The sequence below is a fragment of the Sphingomonas sp. URHD0057 genome (genome assembly GCF_000620665.1).
GTDB lineage: Bacteria > Pseudomonadota > Alphaproteobacteria > Sphingomonadales > Sphingomonadaceae > Sphingomicrobium.
The window spans coordinates 704,287-722,150 of the sequence record NZ_KK211162.1 but is presented as its reverse complement, the minus strand read 5'-3'; the positions used below and the strand labels follow the sequence as shown (position 1 = coordinate 722,150).

The following is a 17,864-nucleotide window of genomic DNA, read 5'->3' as shown; positions in this document are numbered from 1 at the left end:
CTCAGAAGATCGATCCCGCTGCCCGGTCGGCAAGCCGTCCGAGTGGGCCGATCAACAGATAGCCGAGCGGCGAGACGATCAGTGCGGCGACGAGGATCAGAAGCCCCTGCACCGGCTCGCGAACCCGCGCGTAAGGCGCCGCCGGCTCGTCGAGGTACATCACCTTGACGATCTTCAGGTAGTAATAAAGTCCGATAACAGTCCCTAGGATGCCGGCCACGGCGAGCGCGATATAACCGCTGGCGATTGCGGCCTGGAACACGACCAGCTTGGGCCAGAAGCCGAACATCGGCGGGATGCCGGCCAAGCTGAGCATAAAAATAAACAGCGCGAACGCGAACGCCGGCCGTGTCTGCGCCAGTCCCGACAGGCTCTCGATGCTTTCGACCGGCCGCCCCTCGGCATCGCGCATCCACAGCACGCACAGGAAGGCGCCCAGCGTCATGACGATATAGACGGTCATGTAGAACAGCACCGCTGCACCGCCGCGAGGGCCACCGGCGGCAAGGCCGATCAACGCGAAGCCGACATTGTTGATCGACGAATAAGCGAGCAGCCGCTTGATGTTGGTCTGGCCGAACGCGGCGATCGCGCCGAGGAAGATCGAGGCGAGCGCGGCGAAGATGACGATCTGGCGCCATGCGTCGGTGGCGGGCGCGAGCGCGTCGAGACAGACCCTGGTCGACATCAGCACCGCGGCCACCTTGGGGGCCGAGGCGAAGAAGGCGGTGACCGGGGTCGGGGCGCCCTCGTACACGTCCGGCGTCCACATGTGGAACGGCACCGCGCTGATCTTGAAGGCGAGGCCGGCGAGCAGGAAGACCAGCCCGAACAACAGACCGAGCGACGGAGCGCCGCGCCCGAACGCCGCCGAGACGCCGGTAAAGTTCGTGGTTCCGGTAAACCCGTACAGAAGCGAGATGCCGTAGAGCAGGATGCCGCTGGCAAGCGCCCCAAGCACGAAATATTTGAGGCCCGCCTCGGCCGACCGCTCGTCGGTCCGGCGATAGGAGGCGAGAACATAGCTCGCGAGGCTGGTCAGCTCGAGCCCGACGTAGAGCGTGATGAGGCTGGTCGCCGACATCATCACCGCCATGCCCACGGCGCTGAACAGGATCAGCACCGCATATTCGCTCGCATGCTCGGTGCCGCGCTCGAACCACCCATGAGCGGCGATGATCGCGACCGCGGCCGAGGGGAAGATCAGCGCCTTGCCGAAGCTGGCGAACAGGTCCGCTGAGAGCAGCCCCTCGAACTCCGGCCCGCTGTGCGACGGGGCGCCGATCAGTGCGAAAGTGGCCCCGACGAGCAGCGCGACGGACAGCCAGCTGACGACCCCGGACAGCCGGCGCCCGCCGAACGCCGCAACCATCATCAACACGGTCGCGCCGATGCTGAGGATCAGCTCGGGCAGAAGCGGAGCGAAGCGGGAAATCAATGCATCGCTCCGTGATCCATGCTCATCCACCCCGGGCCAAGCTTGATCTTCGAATCACCCGCGGGGGCGACACGCTCGAGCCGGGTCATGAGCCGCCCAACATCGTTGCGGATTGGGTGCAGGAAGCTCTCGGGATAGATGCCCATCCAGAATACGCCGGCAATGATCGGCAGTAGCAGCCACCATTCGCGCGCCGACAAGTCGGTCATTGCTGCTGCGTCGGCATTGCGCTGGGTGCCGAAGCAGATCCGCCAGTAAAGGTAGAGCATGTAGGCCGCGGCGAGGATCGTGCTGAAGCAGGCGGCGATCGCTCCCCAAGTCGAAGCGCGATAAGTCCCGACCATGCTCAGGAATTCGGCGGGGAAGTTGCTCGTGCCGGGGAGGCCGATGCTTGCCATGGTGAAGATCATGAACAACAGGGCGTAACCCGGCATGTTGTCGCTAAGCCCGCCGTAGCGCGAAATTTCGCGGGTATGCAGCCGGTCGTAGACGACGCCGACGCACAGGAAGAGCGCCCCTGACACGAGCCCGTGCGCGAGCATGACCAAAAAAGCGCCTTCGATGCCCTGCTCGTTCATCGCAAACAATCCGAAGGTGACGAACGCCATGTGCGCGACCGATGAGTAAGCGATCAGCTTCTTCATGTCGGTCTGCACCAGGGCCACGAAGCTGGTGTAGATCGCCGCAACTCCGCTCAGGACGAACATCAACGGTATGAATTGCGCCGATCCGTCGGGGAACATCGGCAGCGAGAAACGGATGAAACCGTACCCGCCGAGCTTCAGCAGCACGCCGGCGAGGATCACCGAGCCTGCAGTCGGCGCCTGGACGTGCGCGTCCGGCAACCAGGTGTGGACCGGCCACATCGGCAGCTTGACCGCGAAACTTGCCAGGAAGGCGAGGAACAGCCATCTCTGCGCGTCGACCGGGAAGTCGTAAGCCATCAGGACCGGAATCGAGGTCGTGCCGGCCGTGCCGACCATGTAGATCATGGCGATCAGCATCAGCACTGAGCCGAACAAGGTGTAGAGGAAGAACTTGTAGCTCGCCTTGATGCGCTCGGCGCCGCCCCACACGCCGATGATCAGGTACATCGGGATCAGGCCGCCTTCGAAGAAAATGTAGAAGAGGAACAGGTCCTGGGCCGCGAACGAGCCCATGATCAGCGCCTCCATCAGCAGGAAGGCCGCCATATATTCGGGCACGCGCTTCTCGATCGCGCGCCAGCTCGCGCCGATGCAGATCGGCATCAGGAAAGCGGTGAGGACGATCAGCAGCAGGGCGATACCGTCGATGCCGAGCGCCCAGCTGACGCCGCCGCCCAACGGCAGCTTCTCGACGAACTGCCACTGCGCGCCGTCGGGGTCGTACTGCATCCACAGATAGACGCTGATGGCGAAGTCGATCAGCGTGGCGACCAGCGCTACCCAGCGCGCGCCCTCCGCTCGAACGAACAGACACAGCACCGCGGCGATGATCGGGATCGCGATCAGCAGGCTGAGCCACGGCGTCCCGGTCATTGCGCCCACCAGATCGCCCAGCTCGCGGCCCCGATCAGCCCCAGCAGCATCACCAGCGCGTAGGAATAGAGGTAGCCGGACTGGAAGCGCGTCGTGATCCGGTTGCCGATGCTCACCGCATAAGCCGCGCCGTGCGGGCCGAAGCGGTCGATCGTGCCCTCGTCACCGCCCTTCCACAGCAGGCGGCCGAGCCACAGCGCGGGACGCACGAAGATGACGTCGTAAAGCTCGTCGAAATACCATTTGTTGGACACGAACCGGTACAGCGAAGGGAATTGCGCGACGAAGTTCGCGGGCGCCTGCGGCTTCTGCATGTAGTTCCGCCACGCGATGTAGAGCCCGATCAGCATCACGATCGTGGGCGTCAGCTTGATCAACAAACCCGATTGGTGCGCGGCGTGGGCGAGGTGCTCGCTGAACGCGATGCTCTGGCGCCAGAACTCGGGCGCCCGTTCGGCATCGACGAAGATGCTGTGGAAGCCCTGCCCCGCGAATACCGCGCCGACTGCCAGCAGTCCGATCGGCACCAGCATGGTCAGCGGGCTCTCGTGCGGATGATAGCCGCCGCTGCCCATTGGCACCGGACGCGCGTCATGCCCGCTGTCGCCATGCTCCTCGTCCGGCGCATCATGATGGCCGTGGAGGGCGTGCTGGATATGCTCGGACGCGGCCCAGCGCGGCTCGCCGAAGAAGGTCAGGAAGATCAGCCGCCACGAATAGAAGCTGGTCAGCAGCGCCGCGAGCGCGCCCAGCCAGAAAGCGATCACGCCGGGCACCGAGCCGCTCGCCCACGCGCTCTCGAGGATCGCATCCTTCGACCAGAAGCCAGCGAAACCGACTGGGCCAAGGCCGACCCCGGTGATCGCCAGCGTGCCCGCGACCATCACCCAGAAGGTGATTGGGATCTCCTTCCGGAGCGCTCCATAATAACGCATGTCCTGCTCGTGGTGCATGGCGTGGATCACGCTGCCGGCGCCGAGGAACAGCAACGCCTTGAAAAAGGCGTGCGTGAACAAATGGAACATCGCTGCGCCGTACGCGCCGACCCCCGCGGCGAAGAACATGTAACCCAATTGCGAGCAGGTCGAGTAAGCGATCACCCGCTTGATGTCGTTCTGCGCACATCCGACCGTCGCCGCGAAAATGCAGGTCGCGGCGCCGACATAGGTGACGACGTGCATCGCGGTCGGCGAGGTCTCGAACATCGGCGACAGGCGGCAGACCATGAACACGCCCGCGGTGACCATCGTTGCCGCGTGGATCAGAGCACTGACCGGGGTCGGGCCCTCCATCGCGTCGGGGAGCCAGGTGTGCAGCCCGATCTGGGCCGATTTGCCCATCGCGCCGATGAACAGCAACACGCAGAGCAAGGTCATCGTGTCGACCCGCATCCCGGCAAAGCCGATGGTCGAGCCGATCATCCCCGGCGCAGCGTGGAGGATCGCCGGAATCGATACTGTTCCGAACACGAGGAAGGTGCCGAAAATGCCGAGGCTGAAGCCGAAATCGCCAATTCGGTTGACGACGAACGCCTTGAGCGCCGCCGCATTGGCCGACGGCTTGTGGTACCAGAAGCCGATCAGCAGGTAGGAGGCGAGCCCGACGCCTTCCCAACCGAAGAACATCTGCACGAGATTGTCCGCCGTCACCAGCATCAGCATCGCGAAGCTGAACAGCGACAGATAAGCGAAGAACCGCGGCTGGCTCGGGTCTTCCTCCATATAGCCCCAGCTGTAGAGGTGGACGAGGCTGGAGACCGTCGTCACCACCACCAGCATGACAGCCGTCAGCGCATCGACCCGAAGCGCCCAGTCGACCGTCAGGCCTCCCGATTCGATCCACTTCACCACCGGCACCACGACCGGCTGGGCGTCGCCCGCGATATATTGGAAGAAGATCGGCCAGCTGAGCAGTGCGCCGATGAACAGCGCCGCAGTCGTCACGACCTTGGCCGGCACCCTGCCGATCGAGCGGCCGCCAAGCCCGGCGATGATGGCGGCGACGAGCGGCAGGAAGACGATCAGGATGACCGCCATCAGCCCCTCATCCGGTTGGCATCGTCGACCGCGATCGAGCCGCGGCGGCGGAAGAAGATGACGAGGATGGCGAGTCCGATTGCGGCTTCGGCGGCGGCGACGGTCAGCACGAACATCGCCAGCACCTGGCCGGTCAAGTCGCCAAGATAGGCCGAGAAGGCGACGAGGTTGATGTTCACCGCAAGCAGGATCAGCTCGATCGCCATCAGCATCAGGATGACGTTGCGGCGGTTGAGGAAGATGCCGAGCACCCCGATCGTGAACAGGATGGCGGCGACGGTCAGGTAGTGCGTCAGGCCGATCACAGCTTCATCCCTTCGCCGACGCCAGGGTTGGCGTTGCGCACCGCGTCCTGGGGACGCCGGGCGACCTGGCGCCAGACTTTCTGTGGCCGGGTGTCGCGGCGGCTGCGATGGGTGAGGACGATCGCTCCGATCATCGCCACCAGCAGGATCAATCCCGCGATCTCGAACGGGAACAGGTAGCGGCTGTAGAGCATCTGTCCGAGAGCGACGATGTTGGGCTGGCCGGCCGCGGGAATGACTCGGCCGCTCATCGCCGGCCCCGCCTGCCGAGACCACAAAGCGGCGCCGATCTCACCGGCCAGCACCAACGCGACGATGATCCCGAACGGCAGGTTCTTGGTAAAGCCCGAGCGGAGCTGGGCGAAGTCGATGTCGAGCATCATGACGACGAACAGGAACAGCACCGCGACCGCGCCGACGTAGACGATCACCACCAGCATCGCGATGAACTCGGCGCCGAGGATCAGCATCAGGCCCGCCGCATTGAAGAAGGCGAGGATCAGCCACAGCACGCTGTGCACCGGGTTGCGCGAGAAGATCACCGCGATCGCCGGAACGATCGTGAGCGTCGCGAACAGGTAAAAGGCGATGGCTGCAATCAAGAATGGGACCCTGTCGGCGGCGCGTTATCGGTAGGGGGCATCGGCGGCAAGGTTGGCGGCGATCGCCTGTTCCCACTTGTCGCCGTTGGCAAGCAACTTGCCCTTGTCGTAGAGCAATTCCTCGCGCGTTTCGGTCGCGAATTCGAGGTTCGGTCCCTCGACGATCGCATCCACCGGACAGGCCTCGGCGCACAGCCCGCAATAGATGCACTTGACCATGTCGATGTCGTAGCGCGTGGTGCGGCGGCTGCCGTCCTCGCGCGGCTCGGCCTCGATGGTGATCGCCAGCGCCGGGCAGATCGCCTCGCACAGCTTGCACGCGATGCAGCGCTCTTCGCCATTCGGATAACGGCGCAGCGCATGCTCGCCGCGGAAGCGCGGGCTCTGCGGCGCCTTCTCGTAGGGATAATTAATCGTCGCCTTGGGCTTGAAGAAATACTTCAAAGTCAGGGCGTGCGCCTTGACGAATTCCCACAGGGTAAAGGCTTTGATGGTGCGGGAAATCATCAACAAATAGCCTCGCTTGCAGGCAGATTGGCATTTGCCTGCTCTATCGCGCGCGCTTCGTCAGGCGCAATCACTCTGGGGTCGCAGGGAGCAAACATCTCCGCTTCTTGGGGTGCGGAAAAGCGCGTCAGCATCAACCACCCCGACGTTAGGACCACAAACAGCAGCGACAGCGGCAGGAAAATCTTCCAGCCGAGGCGCATCAGCTGGTCGTAGCGGTAGCGCGGCACGGTCGCCTTCACCCAGCCGAACATGAAGAAGAACAGGCACATCTTGCCGATCAGCCAGATCCAGCCCGGGATATCGAACCACGGGATGAGGTCGATGTTGAGCGGCGGCAGCCACCCGCCCCAGAACAGGGTCGCGTTGAGCGCGCACATCAGGATGAGGTTGGCATATTCGCCGAGCCAGAACAGCGCGAAGCTCATCGACGAATATTCGGTCTGGTGGCCGGCGACGAGCTCGCTCTCCGCCTCGACCAGGTCGAACGGGGTGCGAAAGGTCTCGGCCATCGAGCTGATGAAGAACACCACCCACATCGGGAACAGCAGCAGATTGAAGGCGTAGGCGTTGACGATGCCGAGGCCATGACCGGTCTGGGCGAGCACGATCTGGCTCAGGTTGAAGCTGCCCGAATAGAGCACGACCGTAATCACCACGAAGCCGATCGACACTTCATAGCTCACCATCTGCGCCGCGGCGCGCAACGCCGAGAAGAACGGATATTTGGAGTTGGACGCCCAGCCGGCGACGATCACGCCATAGACGCCGAGCGAGCTTGCCGCGAGGATGTAGAGCAGTCCGACGTTGACGTCGGCGAGCACTAGGCCCGGCTGGAACGGGATGACCGCCCACACGATCAGCGCCACGGTGAAAGTGACGATCGGCGCGATCAGGAACAGGCCCTTGTTGGCGCTGGTCGGAATGATCGTTTCCTTGAGGAAGACCTTGAGCCCGTCGGCGAAGCTCTGCAGCAGCCCCCACGGCCCGACCACGTTGGGCCCGCGGCGAAGCGCTATCGCGGCCCAGATCTTGCGTTCGGCGTAAATGACCATCGCCACCGCGAGCATCAGCGGCAAAGCGATCAGCAAGATGAGGACGAACGTCGCAATGAAATACGCCCACCCGTACTGCATGCCCCAACCGACCATCGTTGCTGTCGGATGTACGAACAGGCTCACTCCGCCGCCTCCCGCACGTCGACGCCGTGCACCAGCTCTTCCGAGCAGCGCTGCATCGTCGGGCTATTGCGGCAGATCGCATTGGTCAGGAAGAAGTCGCCGATCGGGTAGCGCACCGGCCCTTCCACCTTCGCGCTCAGCTTCGGCGGCGCCCACGGCAAGTCGATCAAGCCGTCGCGGCCGAGCTGTGGATATTCGATAATCATTGCGGCGCGCAGCTGAGCGAAAGTGTCGAACGGCAGTTTCTTCCCCGCCAGCTCGCTGACCGCGCGCAGGATCGCCCAGTCTTCGCGCGCCTCGCCCGGCGGAAACGCTGCTTTCTCGCCACGCTGCACCCGGCCTTCGGTGTTGACGTAGGTGCCGTGCTTCTCGGCATAGGCCGCGCCCGGCAACACGAGATGCGCCTGCCGCGCGCCGGCGTCGCCGTGATGACCGATATAAACCTTGAACGCGCCTTCGAACCGGGTCGCGGGCATTTCGTCCGCCCCAAGCAGCAGCACCAGCTCGGGCGACGTCGCTTCGAGGTCCGCGATCCCGCCCTTCTGCGCATAGCCGAGGACCAGCCCCGCCATGCGCGACGCGGAGAAATGAAGGATGTTGTAACCGTTCCAGCCGTCCTTGATCAGGCCGAGCGTGTCGACGAGCGCAAGCGATGCCCCCTGCGCGCCCGCGGCAAGAGCTCCGCCGCCAACGATCACCGCCGGCCGCTCGGCCCGCACAAACCCGTCCGTGACGGTCTTGGGCAGGTCGCCGAGCAGCTTGAGGTCATTCCCCAGCCACTGGACCTTCATGCCGAGGTCGACTTCCGGCCCGATCGCGAAGACTTTGCCGCCCTTGCGCGCGACTTTGCGCACCCGGGTCGCGATCAGCGGCGCTTCCCACCGGATGTTCGATCCGACCAGCAGCACGACGTCGGCGTCCTCGATGCCGGCGATGGTCGAATTGAACGCGACGGCGCTGAGGCTCGACGTGTCGTAGTCGAGGCCCGTCTGCCGTCCTTCGATCAGGGTCGAGCCCTGCCCTTCGAGCAGCTTCTTCGCCGCGTACATGGTCTCGGCGTCGAGCAGGTCGCCAGCGATTGCCGCGACCTTGCTGCCCGCCTTCTTCAATCGCTTGGCGAACAGGTCGAGCGCTTCCTTCCAGGTTGCTTCCCTGAGCTTGCCCTTTTCGCGGATCCACGGCCGGTCGAGCCGGTTGCGGACGAGTGCGTCGACGTGGTGGCGCGTCTTGTCGTGGATCCACTCCTCGTTCACGTCCTCGTTGATGCGCGGCAGGATCCGCATCACCTGACGCTGACGGACGTCGAAGCGGATGTTCGATCCGACCGCGTCCATGACGTCGATGCCAGGCACCCGGCGCAGTTCCCACGGCCGGCTCTCGAAGATTTGCGGTTTTTGCAGCAGCGCGCCGACCGGGCAGACGTCCGCGAGGTTGCCGGACAGTTCGCCGCTCACCGCGTGTTCGAGGTAGCTCGTGATCTGGCTGTCCTCGCCGCGGTAGAGCATGCCGATCTCGTCGACGCCCGCGACTTCGGAAGAAAAGCGGATGCAGCGGGTGCACTGGATGCACCGCGTCATCGAGGTCTTGATGACCGGGCCCATATATTTGTCGTCGATCGCCCGCTTGTTCTCCTCGTAGCGGGTGAAGCTGCGGCCGTAGGCCATCGCCTGGTCCTGGAGGTCGCATTCGCCGCCCTGATCGCAGATCGGGCAGTCGAGCGGGTGGTTGATGAGCAGGAACTCCATCACGCCCTCGCGCGCCTTCTTGACCATCGCGGTGTCGGTGCGGATCGCTTGGCCGTCGGCGGCGGGCAGCGCGCAGCTCGCCTGCGGCTTGGGCGGCCCCGGCGCGACCTCGACCAGGCACATGCGGCAATTGCCGGCGATCGACAGCCGCTCGTGATAGCAGAAGCGCGGAATCTCCTTGCCCGCAAGCTCGCACGCCTGAAGCACGGTCGCGCCCTGCGGCACCTCGATCTCGACGCCGTCGACGGTGACTTTAGGCATCGTCGCCGTCCTTATCGTCGTCGCGCTCCACCGTGCGCGTGATCTGCGTGATGCGCGGCCCACCGCCGCGAGCAGCAAGCGCGGCGATGATCGCGATCGCCGCCGCGATAATGATTGTGATCTGCGTCGTGGTCATTTGACGGTTACGAACGTCGATGTGATCGAGCGTTGACGATACAGGGCCTCGGCAATCTGAAAGCGTAGCCATTGTAGCTTCCGCTGATCCGTCGGGAGGGCAACTCCACAGCTATCGGCGGCCGACCTCAATAACATGAATGCCGTCTTCTGCGCTTTGGACGCAGGCGCCGTGGCCACTAGCTGATCGGCGATGACGGCTGCTTTTGAGACGATGCACTTGGCGGGATCGATCATACCGCCATCACTTCCCAAATGAAGGGGCGGCGATGCTACTCCTCGGAAGTCGCGGTTGTAGAGGACCTCGATCAGCGCAGCGCGCAAAGTCGGCGCGTATATCGTCATATAGAGATTGGGTGAGCAATCAGTCGCACTATTCGTGGCAAGCTCCGCACCGATTTTTCGGACGTCCGGACTGTTTGCCGGCACGGCCAAGAATGCTTTCACGCCCTCAAGGTGCTCGTTCGCGATACATTGAGCGAAGCGCCGGATAGTTTCCTCCGACTGTCGCACGCTTGGAACCTGAAGAATCATTCCGGGCCATATCATCTCTGCCTTCGCACGTTTACTGGTGCCGGCGCCGGCGGGCGTAGCTACGACCGAAGCTGCAACAAGAACGGCGGCGAAACGATTGGTCATTCCGCCGCCTCCAGCATCGTGCGCCCGGCGCGCTCGGCAATCCGCCGCTCTAGCTCGGGGCGGAAATGGCGGACGAGGCCTTGGATCGGCCAGGCGGCGGCGTCGCCCAATGCGCAGATGGTGTGGCCTTCGACCTGCTTGGTGACGTCGAGCAATTTGTCGATGTCCGCGACCTCGGCATCGCCCTCGCGCAACCGTTCCATCATCCGCCACATCCAGCCGGTGCCCTCGCGGCACGGCGTGCACTGGCCGCAGCTCTCGTGCTTGTAGAAATAGCTGATGCGGCTGATCGCGCGGACGATGTCGGTCGATTTGTCCATGACGATCACCGCCGCGGTGCCGAGGCCGCTGCCAAGCGCCTTCAGCCCGTCGAAGTCCATCGGCGCGTCCATGATCTCGGCCGCGGGCACGAGCGGCACCGATGACCCGCCCGGGATCACGGCGAGGAGATTATCCCAGCCGCCGCGAATGCCCCCGGCATGGCGCTCGATCAGCTCCCTGAAGTCGATCCCCATCGTCTCCTCGACGGTGCACGGGCAATTCACGTGCCCGCTGATCTGGAACAGCTTGGTGCCTTCGTTCTTGGGGTTGCCGAAGCTCGCGAACCATGCGGGTGAGCGCCGCAGGATCGTCGGGACGACCGCGATGCTCTCGACATTGTTGACCGTGGTCGGGCAGCCGTAGAGCCCGGCGCCGGCGGGGAATGGCGGCTTCAGGCGCGGCTTGCCCTGCTTGCCCTCGAGGCTTTCGAGCATCGCCATCTCTTCGCCACAGATGTAGGCGCCGGCGCCGCGGTGAACGAACAGGTCGAAGTCATAGCCCGACCCCGCCGCGTTCTTGCCCAGCAGCCCAGCTTCATAAGCCTCGGCAACTGCGCGGCGTAACACCTCGGTTTCGTAGATGAATTCGCCGCGGCTGTAGATGTATCCAGCGCGTGCCCGCATCGCATAGCCGGCGATCAGCGCGCCTTCGATCAGCTTGTGCGGATCATGCCGGATGATCTCGCGGTCTTTGCACGACCCAGGCTCAGACTCGTCGGCATTGATGACCAGGAAGTTGGGTTTCCCGGGCTTGGGCTCCTTGGGCATGAAGCTCCACTTCATGCCGGTGGGGAAGCCGGCGCCGCCGCGGCCGCGCAAGCCAGACGCCTTGACCGCGTCGATGATTGGGTCCTGGCCGACGGCCATCAGACCCTTGGTATTGTCCCAGTCCCCGCGCGCCTCGGCCGCTTTCAGAAAGGGCGACTGGAAGCCGTAGAGATTGGTGAAGATGCGGTCCTTGTCCGCGAGGGGGCCGGTGTAGCCCATCAGCCGAGCCCTCCGCCCTTGGCGAGGAAGAACAGCACCGCAAGCACGATCAGCGCGATCACGCCGAACTTGATCATTCCGGTCACAAACCGGAAGGCAAGGAAGGCGAGCACCCCGGCGATGAGGATTCCGACAATCGTCATTTGAGCCGCTTGGTCCCGAATTTGTTCTGCGCGAATATCGCGATACCCGCGACGACCGCGACAATGACCGCGAGCTTGAGCAGATTGAGCACCAGCCCGATCACCAAGATGCCGATGATCACGGCGACGATCAGGCCGATCACTGCTCGCCTGCCTTCTGATCGAAACGCCGCTTCATCGAATATCCCCATCCGAGGCCGCCGACGACCGTCGTTAAAAGGAATACGACCCACACAATCCGCCCGTGAAGCGGCCGCCCCATCAGCGCCATCGCCAACGGGAACAGGACGGCGAAGCCGAGCGCCCACATCATGCCCGCCCGAACCGGATGCTCGCTGAAGAAATTGGGTTTGAGCAGCGCCATTACGCCCCCTCCCCGGCCGTCGCCGTCCATTGCGGGCGATAATCGTAATTGCGCTCGGCCATTTTCTTGAGCGTGGTCGGGCCGCCTTCCGGGCAGCTCGTCTGGCGTTCGATCTGCGGGCCGGGCCTGGGGGTCTGGCCGGCGGCCAGCGCGTCGAGGATCGCGCCCATGCTCGCGTCGGTCAGGTCCTCGTAATTGTCGTCGTTGATTTGGACCATCGGCGCGTTGGCGCAGGCGCCGAGGCACTCGACTTCGCTCAGCGTGAAGATGCCGTCCTCGGTCGTGTAGCCCTTCCTCAAGCCCCGCTTGAAGCAGGCGTTCAGCACATCATCCGAGCCGCGCAGCATGCACGGCGTCGTCCCGCACACCTGAACGTGGAAGCGACCGACCGGCGCCAGGTTGAACATCGTATAGAAGGTCGCGACCTCGAGCACCTGGACGTAGGGCAAGTCGAGCTCGCGTCCGACGAACTCCATCACCGGGATCGGCAGCCAGCCCTGCGTGTGCGTTTCGGCGCCGACCTGGCGCTGGGCGAGGTCGAGCAACGGGAGAATTGCGGAGCGCTGGCGCCCTTCCGGGTAGAAGGCGATGAACTCCTTCGCCATGCGCGCATTGTCGTCGGTCCAGCGAAACCCTTCCCACTGCGCGCGCTGTTCGGCGCTGTCGAGGATGCCTGCCTGCCCGGCCATCAGCGCGCATTCCGTCTTGAGAAGAACTGAAGCACCAAACATGTAGCTGCAGACAGAGCCATGCCGATAGGGGCGCAAATTGCGACAACGAAGGCCGCCTCTGCCGTTTGACCGCCAACAAGTAACATCATGACCACCGCGGCTAGCCACAGCAGGACGAAGGCGACCAAGGTGCGGCGGGCAACTATCAGCGCGCTCACCGGTCCACCTCCCCGAACACGATGTCGATCGCGCTCAGCACCGCGGTGGTGTCGGCGAGCATGTGGCCCTTCATCATGAAGTCCATCGCCTGGAGGTGGCTGAACCCCGTCGGGCGGATCTTGCACCGGTAGGGCCGGTTCGTTCCGTCTGCGACGAGATAGACGCCGAACTCGCCCTTGGGGCTCTCAGTCGCGAGATACACTTCGCCCGCGGGCACGTGATAGCCCTCGGTATAGAGCTTGAAGTGGTGGATCAGTGCCTCCATCGAGGTCTTCATCTCGGCCCGGCGCGGCGGGAACACCTTGCTGTCGGCGCCGATCGGGCCGGACGGAATTTCCTTCAGGCACTGGCGCATGATCTTGGCCGACTGCCGCACTTCCTCGACCCGGACCATGAAGCGGTCGTAGCAGTCGCCGCGCGTCCCAACCGGGATTTCGAAGTCCATCCGGTCGTAGACTTCGTACGGCTGGCTGCGGCGGATGTCCCACGGAACGCCGCTGGCGCGGATCATCGGTCCCGAAAAGCCCCAGGCGATCGCATCGTCGCGGCCGACCGTGCCGATGTCGACGTTGCGCTGCTTGAAGATGCGGTTGTCGGCAACCAGGCTGATCGCGTCCTCGAACAGCTGCAGCCGGTTGTCGAGCCAGTCGCCCAAATCGGCGAGCATCTTCTCGGGCAGGTCCTCGCGCACGCCGCCGACGCGGAAGTAATTGGCGTGCATCCGCGCGCCCGATGCCCGCTCATAGAATTGCAGCGTGTCCTCGCGCACTTCGAACAGCCACAGGTTTGGCGTCATGGCGCCAACGTCCATGATGTGGCTGCCGAGGTTGAGCATGTGGTTGGAGATGCGGGTTAGCTCCGCCATCAGCACCCGGATGTACTGGGCGCGCAGCGGAATCTCGAGGCCCATCAGCTTCTCGATCGCAAGCACGAAGCTGTGCTCCATGCACATCGGCGAGCAGTAATCGAGGCGATCGAAGTAGGGCAGCGCCTGCTGGTAGGTCTTGTATTCGATCAGCTTCTCGGTGCCGCGGTGGAGCAGCCCGATGTGCGGATCGACGCGCTCGACGATCTCGCCGTCGAGCTCCATGATCAGCCGGAGGACGCCGTGCGCGGCCGGGTGCTGCGGGCCGAAGTTGATCGTGTAATTGTTGATCGCCTCATCGCCCGGGTCGCGCGGATGGCCGAGCTCCGCGCCCTCGCCGATCGCGCCGACGTTCACCTCGACTTTGCGGGTGCGCACGTCGGTCATGCCTTCTTGGCTCGCGGCTTCTTGCTGACTTCGCCCTTTGCCTTGGCGACGCGCGGCTTGCGGGCTTCCTTGGTCGCCTGCTTGTCGGCCGGCGCTCCGCCGCCAGTTTGCGCGGGCTTCTCGGTCGTCTTCGGCGTCTCGGCCGGAGTCTTCACGTTCTGCGGCGCCGGCCCGCCCGGTGCCGGCATCGGGCTCGGCGCCCCGGGCGATTCCGCCTTCGCCTTCTCGTCGCCGGGCAGGACATATTCGGGCCCTTCCCACGGCATCAGGAAATCGAAGGTGCGGAAATCCTGCGGCAGCGAGACCGGTTCATAGACCACGCGCTTCTCAGCCTCCGAGTAGCGCAGCTCGATATGGCCGGTGAGCGGGAAATCCTTGCGCTGGGGGAAGCCCTCGAAGCCGTAATCGGTGAGAATGCGGCGAAGGTCGTCGTTGCCGCTGAAGCCGACACCATACATGTCGTAGACTTCGCGCTCGAGCCAGCCGGCGACCGCCCACAGCCCCGTGACGCTTGGCACCGGTGTTTCCTCGTCGGTCGCCACATGCACCCGAACGCGGTGGTTCCTGGTCAGGGAGAGGAGACAATAGACCACCTCGAAGCGCTCGGCGCGGTCGGGATAGTCGACCCCCGCGATCTCCATCAACTGCTGATATTCATGCTCGTCGCGAAGCGCCTTCAGCACCGCAACCAGATCGCCGCGATCGACATCGAACGCGGTCTCGAGCCCGGCGCGCGGGCGAGCACCGGCAAGCTTGCCGAGCGACGCCGGAGCATCGGCATAGCGAGGCGCGGCCGAGGCCATTAGCGTTCGATCGTCCCTTCGCGGCGGATCTTCCGCTGCAGCTGAAGTATCCCGTAGAGCAAAGCCTCCGCCGTCGGCGGGCAGCCGGGGACGTAGATGTCGACGGGGACGATGCGGTCGCACCCGCGCACGACCGAGTAGCTGTAATGGTAATAGCCGCCGCCGTTGGCGCAGCTGCCCATCGAGATAACGTAGCGGGGCTCACTCATCTGGTCGTAGACCCGGCGCAGCGGCGCCGCCATCTTGTTGCACAGCGTTCCCGCGACGATCATCACGTCCGACTGGCGGGGCGAAGCGCGCGGCGCGGCGCCAAATCTTTCAAGGTCGTAGCGCGGCATGTTCACATGGATCATCTCGACCGCGCAGCAGGCGAGGCCGAAGGTCATCCACCACAACGAGCCGGTGCGAGCCCAGGTGAACAGGTCCTCGGCGGTCGTGACCATGAAGCCTTTTTCGTTCAGCGATTGCTGAAGCGCCTCCAGGTGCTTCCGGTCGATGTCACCGGGGACGAGCCCGGCTAGCCGGGCGAGCTCTTCCTCGTTCGGCATGCGGTCTTCGTTGGGGCGCAGCATCACTCCCATTCGAGGGCGCCCTTCTTCCACGCATAAGCGAGGCCGAGCGCGAGCTCGATCAGGAACAGCACCATCGCGCCCCAGCCGGTCCACTTGGTGAAGCCAAGGCTGACCGCCCATGGGAACAGGAAGGCCGCTTCGAGGTCGAACACGATGAACAGGATGGCGACGAGGTAAAAGCGGACGTCGAACTCGGCCCGGGCGTCCTCGAAGGCGGGAAAGCCGCACTCATATTCGCTGAGCTTGGCGGGGTCCGGCTTATGCGCCCCGGTCAGCCGCGAAACCAGCATCGGCAGCACGACGAACGCCGTGGACAGGCCCAAAGCGACGATCAGGAACAACAGGATCGGCAGGTAGCCGAAGGCGACGCTGGCCAAGGGAAAACTCCGGGGCTCGAAACTTGGCGCGGGCTTTAGGACCTACACCCCTCTCCCGCAACCCGGAGAGGGCGTTACTTCGGCTTGCAATCGCCCGACAACGGCACCGCGATGATCGGCGCGCCCGAAGTCCGCGGTTGCCCCTGCTTGTCGACCGACGCCCAGCCTGAATCGGCGACGATCAGCAGGCGCTTGCCGTCATAGGCAATCTGGGTCGGGTCAGGCAGCGTCGTGTCACCGAGCGGCTGGGTGAACTCGATCCCTTTGTCCGTCCGCCTGATCGACACCAGCAAGCCGGGCGCGGCGCCATTGTAAATGCCGTAATAGGTCGATCCGCAGCGGACCAGGCCATCGATCCCGCGCAGGGGCTTGCCGTCCTGCCTCGGAAGGAGGGTTCGCTTGAAACTCGCTAGGTCCGCCACCGCGATACCCTGGCTGTAGTCGGCGACGAGGAGTTCCGTCCCGTTCGCGTTGAGCGCAGTCCCTTGCGCGCTCTTGCCGGCGTCCGGCAGCACCACTGCCATGATGCCCCGTTCGTTCTTGGTCAGGCGGAAGACCATGCCGTTCTGGCTGTCGCTGACGAACACCTGCCCGCGCGAAGCAGATACGTCGCCGGGATGGAACTCGCCGATGAACGGCGCAATGCGCGTCTGGATGCGGCCCTTGGTGTCGAGCGCCAACAGCGCGCCACGGTCGCACGCCTTGATCCCCGGAACCCCGGGCGGACAATCCGCCGCAACCCACAACCGCTCGCGCAAACTGTCCCAGGCGATGGCGAAGGGATGCAGGCCTTCGGGCAGGGTCGCGAGGGTGCGGCATGTCGCCTGGCACTCCAGCACCTGGCGGTCGAGAATGCTCGAGACCCAAATCGTCTTGCCGTCGCTCGCGACGCCTTCGACCAGGCGGTGCCTGGGATCGATGGTCAGGACGGTCTGCGGCTGTGCGGCGGCGGCTGCCAGCGCCAGCAGCCCGATCACCGGACCGCTCCGGCAACCAGTTTCTGCAGCTTGCTGTGGATCGCCGACGACCCGGCGACATATTCGCGCCGCTCGAACGAGCGGTCACCGCCTCGATAGTCGGTCACGAACCCTCCCGCTTCCTTGACCAGCAGCACGCCGGCCGCGGTATCCCATAGGTCGAGATCGTCTTCCCAGAAGCCATCCATTCGACCAGCGGCCACCCACGCCAGATCAAGCGCAGCGGATCCGAACCGGCGCACGCCCGAGACCTGCGGCCCGACCGCGGCATAGATCTTCGCCCAGCGCTCGGGATCGCCGCGTCCGCAATGCGGCATGCCGGTGCCGATCAGACTTTCGTTGAGGTCGCGGCGCGCCGACACGCGTAGCCGCGCATCCTGGAGCCACGCGCCCCTGCCCTTTTCCGCCCAGTAGCTGTCATCGGTCAGCGGTTGGTAGACCAACGCCTGCGTGATCTCGGTCCCGCCGCCGGCCTTCTTCTCCTCGACCGCGATCGAGATCGAGAAATGCGGCACGCCGTGAAGGAAGTTGGTGGTGCCGTCGAGCGGGTCGACGATCCACCGCGGCTTGTCCGGATTGCCGGCGATTTCACCGGCTTCCTCGACGAGCAGGCCCCAGTCGGGCCGCGCGTACCTGAGCTCGTCGACGATCGTCGCTTCCGACCGCTTGTCGGCCATCGACACGAAGTCGGCCGGCCCCTTGCGGCTGACCTGCAATTGCTCGACTTCGCCGAAGTCGCGCCTCAGCCGCGGCGCCGCCTTGCGCGCGGCGCGTTGCATGACGGTGATCAGGCCGGAGTGAGAGACCATA

General features: G+C 64.5%; 20 protein-coding genes and 1 pseudogene. All 21 read right to left on the bottom strand.

Going from position 1 to position 17,864, the window contains the following annotated elements; all coding sequences use genetic code 11:
- Window position 1: 1 nt before the first annotated feature.
- The gene (gene nuoN, locus N539_RS0112535) at window positions 2–1,438 is read right to left on the bottom strand and encodes an NADH-quinone oxidoreductase subunit NuoN (protein WP_028970536.1); all 1,437 of its coding nucleotides are present in this window, start codon (window positions 1,436–1,438) and stop codon (window positions 2–4) included.
- Window positions 1,435–2,958 carry an NADH-quinone oxidoreductase subunit M gene (locus tag N539_RS0112530; RefSeq protein WP_028970535.1) on the bottom strand — a complete coding sequence of 508 codons (1,524 nt, stop codon included), beginning with the start codon at window positions 2,956–2,958 and terminating at the stop codon, window positions 1,435–1,437. Before N539_RS0112530 ends, nuoN begins: the two co-directional genes overlap by 4 nt.
- Window positions 2,955–4,994, bottom strand: a complete 2,040-nt coding sequence (gene nuoL, locus N539_RS0112525; protein ID WP_197018420.1) for an NADH-quinone oxidoreductase subunit L — start codon at window positions 4,992–4,994, stop codon at window positions 2,955–2,957. Before nuoL ends, N539_RS0112530 begins: the two co-directional genes overlap by 4 nt.
- Entirely contained in the window at window positions 4,994–5,299 is a 306-nt protein-coding gene (gene nuoK, locus N539_RS0112520) for an NADH-quinone oxidoreductase subunit NuoK (RefSeq protein ID WP_028970533.1), read from the bottom strand. The genes nuoL and nuoK overlap by 1 nt, the downstream gene beginning before the upstream one ends.
- Window positions 5,296–5,901, bottom strand: coding sequence for an NADH-quinone oxidoreductase subunit J (locus N539_RS0112515; protein WP_028970532.1), 606 nt, complete (start codon window positions 5,899–5,901; stop codon window positions 5,296–5,298). The genes nuoK and N539_RS0112515 overlap by 4 nt, the downstream gene beginning before the upstream one ends.
- Before the next feature lie 24 nt (window positions 5,902–5,925).
- The gene (gene nuoI, locus N539_RS0112510) at window positions 5,926–6,408 is read right to left on the bottom strand and encodes an NADH-quinone oxidoreductase subunit NuoI (RefSeq protein WP_037552775.1); all 483 of its coding nucleotides are present in this window, start codon (window positions 6,406–6,408) and stop codon (window positions 5,926–5,928) included.
- Window positions 6,408–7,559, bottom strand: a complete 1,152-nt coding sequence (gene nuoH / locus N539_RS17010) for an NADH-quinone oxidoreductase subunit NuoH (protein ID WP_081774351.1) — start codon at window positions 7,557–7,559, stop codon at window positions 6,408–6,410. The genes nuoI and nuoH overlap by 1 nt, the downstream gene beginning before the upstream one ends.
- A gap of 26 nt (window positions 7,560–7,585) precedes the next feature.
- Window positions 7,586–9,595, bottom strand: coding sequence for an NADH-quinone oxidoreductase subunit NuoG (gene nuoG, locus N539_RS0112500; protein ID WP_028970530.1), 2,010 nt, complete (start codon window positions 9,593–9,595; stop codon window positions 7,586–7,588).
- Entirely contained in the window at window positions 9,588–9,731 is a 144-nt protein-coding gene (locus N539_RS18655; protein ID WP_156029939.1) for a hypothetical protein, read from the bottom strand. Before N539_RS18655 ends, nuoG begins: the two co-directional genes overlap by 8 nt.
- Window positions 9,728–10,369, bottom strand: coding sequence for a hypothetical protein (locus N539_RS18650; protein WP_156029937.1), 642 nt, complete (start codon window positions 10,367–10,369; stop codon window positions 9,728–9,730). Before N539_RS18650 ends, N539_RS18655 begins: the two co-directional genes overlap by 4 nt.
- Window positions 10,366–11,676 (bottom strand): NADH-quinone oxidoreductase subunit NuoF, encoded by a 1,311-nt coding sequence (gene nuoF / locus N539_RS0112485; protein WP_028970528.1) that lies wholly within the window; start codon window positions 11,674–11,676, stop codon window positions 10,366–10,368. The genes N539_RS18650 and nuoF overlap by 4 nt, the downstream gene beginning before the upstream one ends.
- Entirely contained in the window at window positions 11,676–11,819 is a 144-nt protein-coding gene (locus N539_RS18645) for a hypothetical protein (protein ID WP_156029934.1), read from the bottom strand. Before N539_RS18645 ends, nuoF begins: the two co-directional genes overlap by 1 nt.
- The gene (locus tag N539_RS18640) at window positions 11,816–11,962 is read right to left on the bottom strand and encodes a hypothetical protein (protein ID WP_156029932.1); all 147 of its coding nucleotides are present in this window, start codon (window positions 11,960–11,962) and stop codon (window positions 11,816–11,818) included. The genes N539_RS18645 and N539_RS18640 overlap by 4 nt, the downstream gene beginning before the upstream one ends.
- Window positions 11,959–12,183, bottom strand: coding sequence for a hypothetical protein (locus tag N539_RS0112470; protein WP_028970527.1), 225 nt, complete (start codon window positions 12,181–12,183; stop codon window positions 11,959–11,961). Before N539_RS0112470 ends, N539_RS18640 begins: the two co-directional genes overlap by 4 nt.
- A complete protein-coding gene (nuoE, locus tag N539_RS0112465; RefSeq protein ID WP_028970526.1) occupies window positions 12,183–12,872 on the bottom strand; it encodes an NADH-quinone oxidoreductase subunit NuoE in 690 nt (229 codons plus the stop codon). The genes N539_RS0112470 and nuoE overlap by 1 nt, the downstream gene beginning before the upstream one ends.
- 196 nt (window positions 12,873–13,068) lie before the next feature.
- A complete protein-coding gene (locus tag N539_RS0112460) occupies window positions 13,069–14,325 on the bottom strand; it encodes an NADH-quinone oxidoreductase subunit D (protein WP_081774350.1) in 1,257 nt (418 codons plus the stop codon).
- Entirely contained in the window at window positions 14,322–15,128 is an 807-nt protein-coding gene (locus N539_RS0112455; RefSeq protein ID WP_028970524.1) for an NADH-quinone oxidoreductase subunit C, read from the bottom strand. The genes N539_RS0112460 and N539_RS0112455 overlap by 4 nt, the downstream gene beginning before the upstream one ends.
- Window positions 15,128–15,607 (bottom strand): annotated as a pseudogene (locus tag N539_RS0112450) (NuoB/complex I 20 kDa subunit family protein); the annotation flags it as partial. The pseudogene N539_RS0112450 and the gene N539_RS0112455, both read right to left, overlap by 1 nt.
- A 92-nt stretch (window positions 15,608–15,699) precedes the next feature.
- Window positions 15,700–16,077: an NADH-quinone oxidoreductase subunit A gene (gene ndhC, locus N539_RS0112445; RefSeq protein WP_028970522.1), complete on the bottom strand. Its 378-nt coding sequence runs from the start codon at window positions 16,075–16,077 to the stop codon at window positions 15,700–15,702.
- A 74-nt stretch (window positions 16,078–16,151) separates the two neighbouring features.
- Window positions 16,152–17,054: a hypothetical protein gene (locus tag N539_RS0112440; RefSeq protein WP_028970521.1), complete on the bottom strand. Its 903-nt coding sequence runs from the start codon at window positions 17,052–17,054 to the stop codon at window positions 16,152–16,154.
- Window positions 17,051–17,863 (bottom strand): inositol monophosphatase family protein, encoded by an 813-nt coding sequence (locus N539_RS0112435; protein WP_028970520.1) that lies wholly within the window; start codon window positions 17,861–17,863, stop codon window positions 17,051–17,053. Before N539_RS0112435 ends, N539_RS0112440 begins: the two co-directional genes overlap by 4 nt.
- Window position 17,864 lies beyond the last annotated feature (1 nt).

Coding starts and splice junctions, on each gene's coding strand:
- N539_RS0112530 (WP_028970535.1), bottom strand. CDS start 2,958: ATGACCGGGACGCCGTGGCTCAGCCTGCTGATCGCGATCCCGATCATC.
- nuoL (WP_197018420.1), bottom strand. CDS start 4,994: ATGGCGGTCATCCTGATCGTCTTCCTGCCGCTCGTCGCCGCCATCATC.
- nuoI (WP_037552775.1), bottom strand. CDS start 6,408: ATGATTTCCCGCACCATCAAAGCCTTTACCCTGTGGGAATTCGTCAAG.
- nuoH (WP_081774351.1), bottom strand. CDS start 7,559: ATGGTCGGTTGGGGCATGCAGTACGGGTGGGCGTATTTCATTGCGACG.
- nuoG (WP_028970530.1), bottom strand. CDS start 9,595: ATGCCTAAAGTCACCGTCGACGGCGTCGAGATCGAGGTGCCGCAGGGC.
- N539_RS18655 (WP_156029939.1), bottom strand. CDS start 9,731: ATGACCACGACGCAGATCACAATCATTATCGCGGCGGCGATCGCGATC.
- N539_RS18650 (WP_156029937.1), bottom strand. CDS start 10,369: ATGACCAATCGTTTCGCCGCCGTTCTTGTTGCAGCTTCGGTCGTAGCT.
- nuoF (WP_028970528.1), bottom strand. CDS start 11,676: ATGGGCTACACCGGCCCCCTCGCGGACAAGGACCGCATCTTCACCAAT.
- N539_RS18645 (WP_156029934.1), bottom strand. CDS start 11,819: ATGACGATTGTCGGAATCCTCATCGCCGGGGTGCTCGCCTTCCTTGCC.
- N539_RS0112470 (WP_028970527.1), bottom strand. CDS start 12,183: ATGGCGCTGCTCAAACCCAATTTCTTCAGCGAGCATCCGGTTCGGGCG.
- nuoE (WP_028970526.1), bottom strand. CDS start 12,872: ATGGCCGGGCAGGCAGGCATCCTCGACAGCGCCGAACAGCGCGCGCAG.
- N539_RS0112460 (WP_081774350.1), bottom strand. CDS start 14,325: ATGACCGACGTGCGCACCCGCAAAGTCGAGGTGAACGTCGGCGCGATC.
- N539_RS0112455 (WP_028970524.1), bottom strand. CDS start 15,128: ATGGCCTCGGCCGCGCCTCGCTATGCCGATGCTCCGGCGTCGCTCGGC.
- N539_RS0112435 (WP_028970520.1), bottom strand. CDS start 17,863: ATGGTCTCTCACTCCGGCCTGATCACCGTCATGCAACGCGCCGCGCGC.